General features: G+C 75.6%; 11 protein-coding genes. 6 read left to right on the top strand and 5 right to left on the bottom strand.

The window, feature by feature from the left end:
- Positions 1-73 precede the first annotated feature (73 nt).
- The 5 genes from clpB (at position 74) to ACWPWV_RS04615 (ending at position 5,886) form a co-directional block, all read left to right on the top strand.
- Positions 74-2,698 (top strand): ATP-dependent chaperone ClpB, encoded by a 2,625-nt coding sequence (gene clpB, locus ACWPWV_RS04635; RefSeq protein WP_454041780.1) that lies wholly within the window; start codon positions 74-76, stop codon positions 2,696-2,698.
- Between the two features lie 193 nt (positions 2,699-2,891).
- Complete coding sequence (locus tag ACWPWV_RS04630) at positions 2,892-3,878, top strand: diacylglycerol/lipid kinase family protein (protein WP_454041779.1); 987 nt, start codon at positions 2,892-2,894, stop codon at positions 3,876-3,878.
- Positions 3,879-3,945: 67 nt separating this feature from the next.
- Positions 3,946-4,368: a hypothetical protein gene (locus ACWPWV_RS04625; RefSeq protein ID WP_454041778.1), complete on the top strand. Its 423-nt coding sequence runs from the start codon at positions 3,946-3,948 to the stop codon at positions 4,366-4,368.
- Positions 4,369-4,435: 67 nt separating this feature from the next.
- Positions 4,436-5,146 carry a UdgX family uracil-DNA binding protein gene (locus ACWPWV_RS04620; RefSeq protein WP_454041777.1) on the top strand — a complete coding sequence of 237 codons (711 nt, stop codon included), beginning with the start codon at positions 4,436-4,438 and terminating at the stop codon, positions 5,144-5,146.
- Positions 5,143-5,886 carry a YqjF family protein gene (locus ACWPWV_RS04615; protein WP_454041776.1) on the top strand — a complete coding sequence of 248 codons (744 nt, stop codon included), beginning with the start codon at positions 5,143-5,145 and terminating at the stop codon, positions 5,884-5,886. Before ACWPWV_RS04620 ends, ACWPWV_RS04615 begins: the two co-directional genes overlap by 4 nt.
- Here ACWPWV_RS04615 and ACWPWV_RS04610 read toward each other — a convergent pair.
- The 4 genes from ACWPWV_RS04610 to ACWPWV_RS04595 all read right to left on the bottom strand — a co-directional run bounded on the left by ACWPWV_RS04610 (position 5,870) and on the right by ACWPWV_RS04595 (position 9,531).
- Entirely contained in the window at positions 5,870-6,529 is a 660-nt protein-coding gene (locus ACWPWV_RS04610) for a response regulator (RefSeq protein ID WP_454041775.1), read from the bottom strand. The genes ACWPWV_RS04615 and ACWPWV_RS04610 overlap by 17 nt on opposite strands.
- A complete protein-coding gene (locus ACWPWV_RS04605) occupies positions 6,526-7,884 on the bottom strand; it encodes a sensor histidine kinase (RefSeq protein ID WP_454041774.1) in 1,359 nt (452 codons plus the stop codon). The genes ACWPWV_RS04610 and ACWPWV_RS04605 overlap by 4 nt, the downstream gene beginning before the upstream one ends.
- Positions 7,885-7,945: 61 nt before the next feature.
- A complete protein-coding gene (locus ACWPWV_RS04600) occupies positions 7,946-8,818 on the bottom strand; it encodes a hypothetical protein (RefSeq protein WP_454041773.1) in 873 nt (290 codons plus the stop codon).
- The gene (locus ACWPWV_RS04595) at positions 8,818-9,531 is read right to left on the bottom strand and encodes an ABC transporter ATP-binding protein (RefSeq protein WP_454041772.1); all 714 of its coding nucleotides are present in this window, start codon (positions 9,529-9,531) and stop codon (positions 8,818-8,820) included. The genes ACWPWV_RS04600 and ACWPWV_RS04595 overlap by 1 nt, the downstream gene beginning before the upstream one ends.
- A gap of 446 nt (positions 9,532-9,977) precedes the next feature.
- Here ACWPWV_RS04595 and ACWPWV_RS04590 point away from each other — a divergent pair, with 446 nt between their 5' ends.
- The gene (locus ACWPWV_RS04590; RefSeq protein WP_454041771.1) at positions 9,978-10,670 is read left to right on the top strand and encodes a peptidoglycan-binding protein; all 693 of its coding nucleotides are present in this window, start codon (positions 9,978-9,980) and stop codon (positions 10,668-10,670) included.
- Between the two features lie 54 nt (positions 10,671-10,724).
- Here ACWPWV_RS04590 and ACWPWV_RS04585 read toward each other — a convergent pair whose 3' ends face one another.
- Positions 10,725-12,440, bottom strand: a complete 1,716-nt coding sequence (locus ACWPWV_RS04585; RefSeq protein ID WP_454041770.1) for a cellulase family glycosylhydrolase — start codon at positions 12,438-12,440, stop codon at positions 10,725-10,727.
- Positions 12,441-12,534 lie beyond the last annotated feature (94 nt).

The raw sequence follows: 12,534 nt of genomic DNA, 5'->3' as shown, positions 1-12,534 counted from the left end.
GAGCGGAATACACTCAACTTGAGGACCGTTCCACTGGTCAGACCCTGTTCCCTGATCAACCACCGGAGCACCGATGGAGACGAAGTTCACGACGATGTCGCAGCAGGCGATCGGCGACGCGATCCAGACCGCCACCGCTGCCGGCAACCCCCAGCTCGAGCCGACCCACCTGCTCGCCGCGCTGCTCGCCCAGGAGGGTGGCGTGGCCGTCGGCCTGCTCGACGCCGTCGGCGCCGACAAGCAGGCGATCGGCCAGCGGCTGCGCGCCGCGCTCGTCGCGCTGCCCACGGCGAGCGGCTCCGCCGTCGCCCAGCCCCAGCCGTCCCGCGCCACGTCGGCCGTGCTCGAGAACGCGGCGAAGGAGGCGCAGGGGCTCGGCGACGAGTACGTCTCGACCGAGCACCTGCTCATCGGCCTCGCCGCGGGCTCGTCCCAGGCCGCGACGATCCTCCAGCAGGCCGGCGCACCGGCCGACGCGCTGCGCTCCGCGCTGCCCGCGGTCCGCGGCAGCGCACGCGTGACGAGTCCGAACCCCGAGGGCACCTACAAGGCGCTCGAGCAGTACGGCACCGACCTCACGGCCGCTGCCGCCGACGGCCGGCTCGACCCCGTCATCGGCCGCGACTCCGAGATCCGCCGCGTGATCCAGGTCCTGTCGCGCCGCACGAAGAACAACCCGGTCCTCATCGGCGAGCCCGGCGTCGGCAAGACGGCCGTCGTCGAGGGGCTCGCCCAGCGCATCGTCGCGGGCGACGTCCCGACGTCGCTGCAGGGCAAGCGGCTCGTGTCGCTCGACCTCGCGGCGATGGTCGCGGGCGCCAAGTACCGGGGCGAGTTCGAGGAGCGGCTCAAGGCGGTGCTCGAGGAGATCCGCTCGTCCGACGGCGAGGTCGTCACGTTCATCGACGAGCTCCACACGGTCGTGGGCGCGGGTGCCGGCGGGGAAGGCGCCATGGACGCGGGCAACATGCTCAAGCCCATGCTCGCGCGCGGCGAGCTGCGGCTCGTCGGCGCCACGACGCTCGACGAGTACCGCGAGCACGTCGAGAAGGACCCCGCGCTCGAGCGCCGGTTCCAGCAGGTCTTCGTCGGCGAGCCGTCGGTCGAGGACACGGTGGCCATCCTGCGCGGGCTCAAGGAGCGGTACGAGGCGCACCACAAGGTGACCATCGCCGACTCCGCCCTCGTCGCCGCCGCGACGCTGTCCGACCGGTACATCACCGGACGCCAGCTCCCCGACAAGGCCATCGACCTCGTCGACGAGGCGGCGTCGCGCCTGCGCATGGAGCTCGACTCGTCACCGGTCGAGATCGACGAGCTCCAGCGCGCCGTGACGCGGCTCGAGATGGAGGAGGTCGTGCTCTCCGAGTCCACCGACCCGGCGAGCCTCGAGCGTCTCGAGCGCCTGCGTGCCGACCTCGCCGACCGTCGGGAGGAGCTGTCGTCCCTCACCGCACGGTGGGAGGCCGAGAAGGCCGGCCACAACCGCGTCGGGGACCTGCGCGCGAAGCTCGACGAGCTGCGCGTCCAGGTCGAGCGCGCCATCCGTGAGGGCGATCTCGAGACCGCCGGACGCCTGCAGTACGGCGAGATCCCGCAGGTGCAGCGCGAGCTCGACGAGGCCGAGCGCGCCGAGGCCGCCGTCGACGCGGCCGACGCGGTCGCGGGCGCCGAGCCCGCACCGATGATCGCCGACAAGGTCGGCGCGGACGAGATCGCCGAGGTCGTGTCCGCCTGGACCGGCATCCCCGCGGGCCGCATGCTCCAGGGCGAGTCCGAGAAGCTCCTCCACATGGAGGAGGTCATCGGGGAGCGCCTCATCGGGCAGCGCGCCGCGGTGTCCGCGGTGTCCGACGCCGTGCGGCGCTCGCGTGCGGGCGTCGCCGACCCGGACCGTCCCACGGGGTCGTTCCTGTTCCTGGGCCCGACCGGCGTGGGCAAGACCGAGCTGGCGAAGTCGCTCGCCGACTTCCTCTTCGACGACGAGCGGGCCATGGTCCGCATCGACATGTCGGAGTACTCCGAGAAGCACAGCGTCGCCCGCCTGGTCGGCGCGCCCCCGGGGTACGTCGGGTACGAGGAGGGCGGTCAGCTCACCGAGGCGGTGCGCCGTCGTCCGTACTCCGTCGTGCTGCTCGACGAGGTCGAGAAGGCGCACCCCGAGGTGTTCGACATCCTGCTCCAGGTGCTCGACGACGGTCGGCTCACCGACGGCCAGGGGCGCACCGTCGACTTCCGCAACGTCCTGCTCGTGCTGACGTCGAACCTGGGCTCGCAGTTCCTCGTGGACCCGACGCTCGAGGACGCGGCGAAGCGCGAGGCCGTCATGGGGGCGGTGCGCGCGAGCTTCAAGCCGGAGTTCCTCAACCGTCTCGACGACGTCATCGTGTTCGACCCGCTCACGCTCGACGAGCTGGGCCGGATCGTCGACCTCAGCGTCAAGGGTCTCGCGGCCCGTCTCGCCGAACGGCGCATCACGCTCGACGTGTCGCCCGCCGCGCGCGAGTGGCTCGCGCTCGAGGGCTTCGACCCCGCGTACGGCGCGCGCCCGCTGCGCCGCCTCGTGCAGCGCGAGATCGGCGACCGCCTCGCGCGCAAGCTCCTCGCGGGGGACGTCGCCGACGGCGACGTCGTGCGCGTGGACCGCGACCCCGACGGGGACGGCCTGACCCTCGCGACGGAGGTCCTGACGGCCTGAGGTCGGTGACGGCCCGGCGGCCCGGCCGCGCTCCTCGGCAGCTCGCGCTGCCGGAGCCGGCACGGGCCGCCGAGCCGTGTCCGGGCCGGCGGACCGCCGTCGGTCCCCGCCGGCCGCCGCCGGAAAGCCCCTCTGAATCACGTCGGGACCCCGCCGGGAGCGCGCGGAGGCGCCGACCTCGCCATACTCAGGTGTGCCCAACGACCCGCAGGCCTCCGAGACCGTCCAGCCCGCCGTCGAGCAGCGGGAGGACGACCGCCCGCTGCGCTCGGCGGTGATCGTCAACCCCAACCGTGTGGAGGGGCTCGACGCGCTCCGCCAGGAGATCGCCGACGCGCTCGCCGAGGCGGGCTGGCCGGAGCCCGCGTGGTTCGACACCACGGCGGAGGACCCGGGGACGGGCCAGGCGCGTCAGGCCGTCGCGGACGGCGCCGAGGTCGTCTTCGTCGCGGGCGGCGACGGCACGGTGCGCGCGTGCATCGAGGGTCTCGCCGGCACGGGCGCGGCGCTCGCGATCCTGCCGGGCGGCACGGGCAACCTGCTCGCGGCGAACCTCGGCATCCCGACGCGGTCCGTCGACGGGATCCGGATCGCCCTCGAGCGCGGGCGCCGGACCATCGACGTCGGCGAGGTCGACGGCCAGGTGTTCGCGGTCATGGCCGGGATGGGTCTCGACGCCGCGATGATGGACGACGCCCCGACGGCCCTCAAGGCGCGCGCCGGCTCGATCGCGTACGTGTTCTCCGCGCTCAAGCACCTCGCCGACGACGAGATGCACGTCGAGGTGACGGTCGACGGCACGGCCCGTCGCCGCCGGGCGCGGACGGTCGTCGTGGGGAACGTGGGCCGGCTCCAGGCCGGGACGAACCTCCTTCCCGACGCGGAGCCGGACAACGGGCAGCTCGAGGTCGCGATCATCGCGCCGCGCAGCCTCAAGCACTGGGTCCAGCTGCTGTGGGGCGTGGTGCGCGGGAAGAGCCGCGTGCCGAGCCGCGAGGTCGTGCGCGGTCGGGAGATCTCCGTCGTCTCGGACCGGAAGCAGCCGCGCCAGCTCGACGGCGACGTCATCGAGCCGTCGGAGCGTCTCGACGTGAGCGTCCGCCCCGACGCGCTCGTGGTCTGCGTCTACCAGCCCGACGAGTCCGAGGACCTCGCCGAGGGCGGGCCGAAGGGCTCCTGACCGCGGCGCGCCGTCCGCGGGCGGCGGGTCGCCGCTGCGCCGGCGTGATCTCCGGCAGGATGGCGGCATGAGCGTCCCGGAGACCCCACCACCCGCGTCCCCGTACGGCGCGGCCCCCCACCCGTACGACGGCGGTCCCGCCGTCCCGCTCGTCGCGCCACCGCACTCTGCGCCGCGCCGGTCCGGTCTCGCCCTCGTGTCGTTCTGGGCCGGCGTCGCGACGGTCGTCGTGGGCGCCGTCTACACGCTCGCCCTGCCCGTCGTGCTCCGGTCGATGAGCTTCACCTCGACCTCGTACGTCGTCCTGCAGGCGGGGCACGGCATCCTCTCCGTCGTCCTCGCGCTCGTCGCCGTGATCACGGGGTTGGTCGTGCTCGGCCGGCGTGCGCCCGGGACCGGCTTCGCGGCCGCGGGCACGGCGCTCGGGGCGGCGGCGATCCTGAACGTCGTGCTGGGTCTCCTCCAGGGCGTGCTGATCCGCTCCTTCTGACGTCCTCCGCCCGGGTCGACCTCCACGACGACGTGCGAGACCGCCCGGTCCGTCGCACGGTGTGGAGATGAGCCCGTCCCGCGCAGCCGCCGCGCCCCGCCGTCCCGGCGCGCAGGAATGGGTCCCGGACGGCGCCGCCGCGCGGGACCTCGACGCGCTCGCGGGTGCCGTCCAGGGCTGCCGGGGGTGCGAGCTGTGGGCCGACGCGACGCAGGCCGTCTTCTCCCGGGGGCCCGACGACGCGCCGCTCGTGCTCGTGGGCGAGCAGCCCGGCGACCGCGAGGACCAGGAGGGCGAGCCGTTCGTGGGGCCTGCGGGCCGTGTCCTCGCCGACGCGCTGGAGGCCGCGGGGATCGGGCCGGAGCGGGTCTACCTCACGAACGCGGTCAAGCACTTCCGCTTCGAGCAGCGCGGGAAGCGGCGCCTGCACAAGACCCCGGACGTCGCGCACGTGCGCGCGTGCCTGCCCTGGCTCGAGGCCGAGGTGGCCGCGGTCGGCCCGCGCGTCGTCGTCGCGCTCGGCGCCACGGCCGCCCGCGCGGTGCTCGGCCGGCCGGTGCGCGTCACCGCGGAGAGGGGGCGCGTCCTCGACCCGGACGACGGCCCCGCCGAGGAGACCCGGACCGGCGACGCCGCTCCGCTCGTGGTCGTCACGACGCACCCCTCGGCGCTCCTGCGCCTGCGCGACCGGTCGGGCTGGGACGAGGCGTTCGACGCGCTCGTCTCCGACCTGCGCGTCGCGGCGGAGGCCGCAGGGCACGCGGCACGGGGCTCGTGACGTCCGCCGCCCCCGACGCGGCCGTCAGGTTCCCCGTCACGACGCAGCGGTGGGCGGCGCTGACGTTCCTGCACTGGACCGTCGACCCGGCCGTCGTCCAGCGGCTGCTGCCCCCCGACCTGCGGGTCCAGACCCACGACGGTGCGACGTACGTCGGCCTCGTGCCGTTCCGCATGGAGGACGTGCGGCTCGGAGCGCTGCCGGCGGTCCCGGGGTGGTCGACGTTCGGCGAGCTCAACCTGCGCGTCTACGTGCGGGACGCCGCGGGGGGCGAGGGCGTGTGGTTCTCCGCGCTGTGGTGCGAGCGCGCCGCGTTCGTCGCGGCGACCCGTCTCGCGGGGGTGCCCTACCACCGCTGCCGCGCTGCCGTCACCGGCGAGGAGGACGACGTCCTGCGGTACCGGTTCGCGGCGTCGTCGCGAACCGCGCCCGTCCGGTTCGACGCCCGCGTGCGGGCGCACGAGGAGGTCGACGCGTCGTCCGGCCTCGCGCGGTGGCTCACCGCGCGCTGGGCCGCGTACGCGGTGCGCGCCGGGCGGACGTGGCGGATCCCCGTCGAGCACCCGCCCTGGACCCTGCGGCGCGGGAGCGTCGAGCACCTGTCGACCGACGCGCTCGACCGCCTCGGCCTCCCGCTGCCGCCGGGGCCCCCGCTCGTCCACGTCGCGGCCCGACCGGTCGACGCGCGGCTCGGCGTCCCGCGGCCCGCCGCACGCCCGGGGATCACGTCCCGGGGGTGACGATCCCGCGCTCGTACGCCCACACGACCAGCTGCACGCGGTCGCGCGCGCCGGTCTTCGTCATGATGCGGCTCAGGTGCGACTTCACGGTGCTCGGCTCGAGGAAGAGCGCCGTCGCGATCTCCGCGTTCGACGACCCGCGGCACAGCAGCGCGACGATGTCGTGCTCGCGCGCGGTGAGGAGCGCTGCGGCGCCGTCGTCGCGCGCGGCGGGCGAGCGGCGCCGCGCGAACTCGTCGATGACGCGGCGTGTGAGGGACTGGTCCACCAGCCCGTCTCCCGACGCGACGCGGCGCACCGCCTCGACGAGCACGTCGGGCTCGGCGTCCTTGAGCAGGAACCCGCTCGCGCCCGCCTCGAGCGCACCGAACACGTAGTCGTCGAGGTCGAACGTGCTCACGACGAGCACCGGCACGGGGTCGGCGACGTCGGGCCCGGCGAGCGCGCGCGTCGCCGTGATCCCGTCCCCGCCCGGCATGCGCACGTCCATGCACACGACGTCCGGTCGCTCGCGGCGGGCGACGCGGACGGCGTCGGCCCCGTTGGACGCCTCGCCGACGACCTCCAGGCCCTCGCTCTCGAGGATCACGGTGAAGCCGGCGCGGACGACGGCCTGGTCGTCGACGAGCACCACGCGGGTCACGGGGCCTCCTTGCTGGTCGTGGTCGTGGTCGTGGTCGTGGCGGTCGTGTCCCCGCCGGCCGACGGCCGCGCCGGTGCCGCACGGCGGTCGGGGGGAGCCGAGCGCGGGACCGTGAGGCGGACGCGCCACGCGCCGTCGGGCAGGAGGCCCGCCGCGAGCGTGCCGCCGACCATCGTCGCCCGCTCCGTCATGCCGATGACACCGTGCCCCGGTGGGTCGCCCGCCGACGCGGGGATGCCCGCGGGCACCGCGTTGCGGACGGTGAGGACGAGGTCGGTCGCCCCGTACTCCCGGAGCACCTCGACGGGCCGTCCGGGGCCGTGCCGGCGGGCGTTCGACAGGGCCTCCTGGAGCACGCGGAACACGGTGAGCTGCGCGGCGGGCGGCAGCTCCCACGGGTCGCCGCGCACCTCGTCGCGCACGACCGCACCCGCCGCCCGCGCGTCGTCGAGCAGGGCCGGCACGTCGTCGAGGGTCGGCTGCGGCGCGGGCTCGACGTCGCCGGACCCGCGCAGGAGGCCGACGACGAGGCGGAGGTTGTCGAGCGTCTCGCGGCCCTGCGCGCGGATGCGGCGCATCGACTCCTTGGCCCGCTCGGGGTCCCGGTCGACGAGGCGCTCCGCCGCCGCGGCCTGCACGACGATGCCGGACAGGTGGTGGGCGGCGACGTCGTGCAGCTCGCGCGCCATGCGTCCGCGCTCCTCGAGGACGGCGCTCGCGGCCAGGGCCTCGCGCTCGCGCTCGGCGCGCTGCACGCGGTCGTGCAGCTCGGCGAGCAGCGACCGGCGCGTGGCGACGTACTCCCCGACGAGCGCCGCGACGAGGTAGGTCGCGAGCGCGTTGACCAGCGCGCCGGCCGCCTGCGCGACATAGGCGGCGCCGCTCGTCCCGAGCGTGCCCACCCCGCCGAGCGCGAACAGGACCAGCGCCTGACCGGCGGCCGCGAGGGCCGCGGCGACGAGCCCCCGCCGCCGCGGCGCGTAGGCGCCGGCCGAGTACGCGGCGACGAGCGTCGCCGGTGCCTGGAACGACAGGTACGACGGGAGGAGGACCAGGAGGGCGACCTGCCCGCCGACCGTGAGGGCGAGGCACGCGACCGGGTACCTGCGCCGGACGACGAGGCACGCCGCCTGCAGGACGAGCACCGCGAGGACGGCGGCGCGCTCGCCCGCCGTCACGACGACGGCGCCCGGTCCGGCCCCGAACGTGCTCCCGGCGTCGGACGCGACGACCCGCTCGACGCCGAGGAAGAGCGTGACGCTCGCGAGCGCGACCACGCCGGCGAGGACGGCGTCCCGGCCGCTCTCGGTGCGCACACCGAGAGCGGCGAGCCACCGGCGCAGGGTCAGGGTCACGGACGTCTCCGGGGTCGGCGGGCGGGTGAGGTCGATGCGCCCACCCTAGGTGGCGGTGGGCTCACACCAGGTCACGCCGCTGGAACGTCAGGGCTCCGCCGCCGAGCAGCACGACGACCCAGGCGCACAGGCCCGCGAGCGCCACCCCTGCGCCGAACGGTGCGCTCCCACCGAGCAGCTCGGCCGCGCCCTGACCCGTCGTGGCGAGCGAGGCGAGGCCGAGCGGGAGCCACGCCGCCGCTGCGGACTGCCCGCTCGACAGCAGCGTCACGACGGCCTGCACCAGCGGCTCGACGAGCGCGAGCGCCCCGACGGTGACGATCGCCCCGACCTGGTGGCGCACGAGCGTGCCGACGGCCAGCCCGAACCATGCGAGCAGCACGAGGACGACGAGGCCCCGGCCCCAGATGCCGAGGACCTCCGCGGGCGACAGCTCGAGGCGCGCGCCCGGCGTGGTCGCGAGGGCGACCAGGAGGCCGGCCGCGCTGACGACGGCGAGCACGAGCCCCACGACGAGCGCGACGGTCGCGGTCGCCCCCGCCTTGCCGGCGAGCACGCGCACCCGGGAGGGCTGGACGAGCGCCGTGGGGACGATGCCGCCGGTGCGGAAGTCCGTGGTCACGGCGAGGACGCCGAGCAGCAGCATGCAGACGGCGGTGATGCCGGTGGACCCGCCGCTCCCGCCCCCGGTCGCGAGGACGTCGAGCACGGTCCGCTGGAACGCGGCCTGCGCGGGGTCCGCGAGCGCGGAGAGGTCGGGCTCGAGGTCGGCCGGCAGGCCGGGCGTCGTGGTGCCCATCGACCCGAGGCTCCCGAGGACGCGGGGGAGGGCGACGAGGAAGCCCTGGACGAGCAGCATCCCCAGGAGGGCGACGGCCCCGATCACCCACGCGGCGCGCGTGGAGCGGAGCTTGAGGATCTCGGCGCGGTACATCAGCGGACTCCTTCGGTCGTCGCGGTGAGGTCGAGGTAGTAGTCCTCGAGCGAGCGGTCGCTCACGAGGACGTCGAGCGGGCCGTCGGCGACGACGCGCCCCTGGCCGATCACGACGAGGTCGTCGGCGACCTGGCGCACCTCGGACAGCACGTGGCTCGCGAGCAGCACGGCGCCGCCGTCGTCGGCGAACCCGCGCAGCAGGTCGCGGAGCCAGCGCATGCCTGCCGGGTCGAGGCCGTTGGCGGGCTCGTCGAGCACGAGCACCCGCGGTTCGCCGAGCAGCGCCGCCGCGATGCCGAGGCGCTGGCGCATGCCGAGCGAGTAGGTCCGCACGCGGCGGTCGGCCGCGGGCGTCATGCCGACGAGCGCGAGCACCTCGTCGACGCGGCGCGCCGGGAGCCGTCCCCCGGCGGCGAGGACCCGCAGGTGGTCGCGTCCGGTGCGTCCGGGGTGCAGGCCCCCGGCGTCGAGGAGAGCGCCGACGGTGCGGGTCGGGTCGGGCAGGTCGTGGTACGCGCGGCCGTGGACCGTCGCGGTGCCGGACGTCGCCGCCGCGAGCCCGAGCAGCACGTGCAGGGTCGTGGTCTTGCCGGCGCCGTTCGGCCCGAGCAGCCCGACGACGCGTCCCGGCTCGACCGCGAAGGTCACGTCGTGGACGGCGTCGAACGCGCCGAAGGTCTTGCGGAGACCGGTGATCTGGACAGCGGGCACGGAGTCCCCCTTCCGGTGGGCCGCACGGGCTCTCCGTGCGGTCCCACCAGGCTCGTGGGCGCGACCGGGCCGCGTCTTGGGCCGCGCGGGGGAACCCGGGTTGCGACCTGCGGGGGACGGCGACGGCCGCACCGCGCGTGCGGGCGTCGGTCCTCGTGCGTCGTCGCAGGTCACGTCCGCGCGCGTGACAGGGCGGTCCGGCATGGGGCAGTCTGGTGTGCCCGACACGACCGCTCGGCGGGCTGCGCGCTGCGCGTCCGCCGGTCCCGACCGCGCTGGAAGGAGGCGAGGTGCACGGCCGTCCCGACCTGACCGACGCGTCCCGAGAGGACCCCCCGGCCCGTGCCGACGTCTCCCGCAGCGTGCCCTCCACGAGGCGCCACGGTGCCCGTCGGGGGTCTCGCCCGGCACTGCCCTGGGGAGCGGTCGTCGCGGGAGCCGGTGCGGTGACGCTCGTCGTCGCGGCGGCGGGGATGGTGGGTGCCGCGACCGGGGGCTCGCCGCCCGTCGTCGTCCCGGCGAGCGCCGCCGAGGAACGGGACGCGGGGACGGACCCGACGGTCGTGCCGCGCCCGGACGAGCCGCGTCCCGTCGTGACCCGGATCCCTCCGCCCGAGACCGAGCCCGGGGCGGAGGAGCCCGAGCCCCGCCCGTCGGCGACGTCCGAGCGCCCGGCGGAGGCGCCGGCTGCCCCGCCCGTCACCGAACCGGCCCCGGCTCCGACCGGCAGCGCGTCCCCCGAACCGGCCCCGACGCCCACGGACACCCCGGCTCCCGAGACCACCACGGAGCCCGACGACGCGACGGCCACGTGGGTCCAGGAGCGGCTGCGGGCCCACGGCGTCGACGTCGAGGTCACCGGGACGCTCGACGACCCGACCGTCGCGGCGCTCCGGGCGTTCCAGGAGGCGCGCGGCCTCACGGTCGACGGCCGTCCCGGAGCCCAGACGCGCGCGGCGCTCGCCGCCGCGCCGGAGGAGTCGGGCGGAGGCGAGGAGACGCCCACGCAGCCCCCCACGTCCCCGCCGCCGGGGCTGGGGACGCCGACCGAGCCGGCCTCCCCCGGCTCCGCGACGACCGGCGAGGGCGCACCGTCCGTGAGCTCCGTGCCGCCGGGCGCAGGAGAAGGCGTCGGCTGACCCTGACGGGACCGGCCGGCGGACGCCACGCCCACCGCCGGCCCCGCCGGTCGGTCAGCCCGCGGAGCCGGTGACCGTCGTGCCGTCGCGCCGGACGGTGTACTCGAGGACCTCGCCGCTCCAGAAGTGGAACGCGAGGGTCACCGGGACGCCGTCGGTCACCTCGGCGAAGAAGGCGGGCCGCAGCACGATCTCCCCGGCCGCCGCGTCCGGCGCGAACGCCACGTCGAACTCCTTGAACGACGTCCACCCGTGCGGGCCGGCGTTCGTCCCGTCGGGGTAGCGGGCCTCCATCGTCGCGAGGCGGTCGCCGCGGAACTGCGTCGGGACCGCGAAGTCGTCGGTCGTGCCGGACGCGTCGCCCAGGACGGGGACGTCGGCGCCGACGACCTCGATCCACCACGGGAGCCCGCCGGAGTACTTCACGCGCAGCTCCGTGCGCGTGCCGAGCGACCCGTCACCCGCGAGGCGGTCGAGGAGCGCGGCCGAGAGGGTCAGGTCGTCCCCGACGAGCGTGTAGTCGCGCCCCTGCTTGAGCTTCCTCTTCCCGTCGTACAGGTCGCGGAACCGCGTGCCGTTCGGCTCGAGGACGACCGTCTGCGCCGCCACCGCGCCGGCACGGACGAACACCTGGTCCGTGGAGGCCGTGCCGGAGCGCCTCGTCCAGCTCGTGGAGACGTGCTCGAAGAGCTCGGGGTCGCGCCACGTGAGCGCGGTGCGGTCGAGGTGCTGGCCGTTGTCCCAGAGCATCGTCGTGATCCTCGTCGTCCGGGCCTGGTGGCCGAGCCGCTCGAAGAACTTCAGCTTCTCGCCCTGCTCGATCGTGCCGGTGTGCCGGTCGAACCCGAGGAGCCCGTACTCGCCGAGGATCACCGGGACCCCCCGCGCGACGAACGTGTCGTGGACGCGCGCGAAGGTCCCGTCCATGTCGGCCCGGGCCACGTCGTCGAAGCGCGTGCCGCCCGCGACGTTCACGCTGAACGGCCAGTAGCCGTAGTAGTGGAACGTCGCCGCGAGGTTCGGGTCGTCGAGCGCGTCGAAGGTCTCGACGAGCGCGTCCAGCCGACCCTGGTCGGCGTTGGTGTGGAGCGTGGGCAGCACGAGCACGCGGTCGGCGTTGCGCCCGCCGGACGCGCGGACGACGTCGTGGAACACGGTGTTGAGCTCGTCGAGCAACGCGTAGGCGGTCGCGTCGTCGACGCCCGCGAACTGCGGCTCGTTGATGCTCTCGAAGAGCACCGTGCGGGGCTGGTCGCGGAACCGCTCCGCGAGCTGCTCCCACGTCGCGGTGAACTGCGCGAGCACGGCGTCGTGGTCGGAGCCCATCTGGTGCGTCCACATCCACGAGTCGTGGTGGACGTCGAGGAGCACCGAGAGGTCCTCGTCGACCGCCCAGTCCACGACCTGCTCGACCCGGTCCAGCACGGCCGGGTCGATCGTGAAGTCGGGAGCGGGGCCCTGGTGCTGGCCCCACGTCACCGGGATCCGGACGCTCTCGAATCCCTGGTCCTCGACCTCGTCGAGGAGTGCCCGGGTGATCGCGGGGTTCCCCCAGGCCGTCTCGTCCGCGCCGACGGCGTCGAGGGAGTTGCCGACGTTCCAGCCGGGCTGCATCGCGGCGACGACCGCGGCTGCCGACGGCGGGGTGGGCGCCGGTCGACTCGTCCCGAGGTCGGTGCCGGTGCTCGCGCTCGCGGGGGCCGCGAGGGACGCCGCGAGCGCGGCGGTGGCGGCGATGGCCAGGAGTCGGGTGGGTCGGGATGGAGTCACGGGGATGCCCTTCGTCGCGCAGGTCCGTCGCCCGTCGGGATGCTCTCCGGCGAGCGGTCCGTCGGGGACGGCAGGTCCGTCGCCCCCGGTTCGG

It is taken from the genome of Cellulosimicrobium sp. Marseille-Q8652, assembly GCF_965112045.1.
This window is presented reverse-complemented; position numbering and strand designations above follow the sequence as displayed.

Excerpts from the sequence above, each read along its gene's own strand:
- clpB (WP_454041780.1), top strand. The coding sequence starts at position 74 with ATGGAGACGAAGTTCACGACGATGTCGCAGCAGGCGATCGGCGACGCG.
- ACWPWV_RS04625 (WP_454041778.1), top strand. The coding sequence starts at position 3,946 with ATGAGCGTCCCGGAGACCCCACCACCCGCGTCCCCGTACGGCGCGGCC.
- ACWPWV_RS04620 (WP_454041777.1), top strand. The coding sequence starts at position 4,436 with ATGAGCCCGTCCCGCGCAGCCGCCGCGCCCCGCCGTCCCGGCGCGCAG.
- ACWPWV_RS04600 (WP_454041773.1), bottom strand. The coding sequence starts at position 8,818 with ATGTACCGCGCCGAGATCCTCAAGCTCCGCTCCACGCGCGCCGCGTGG.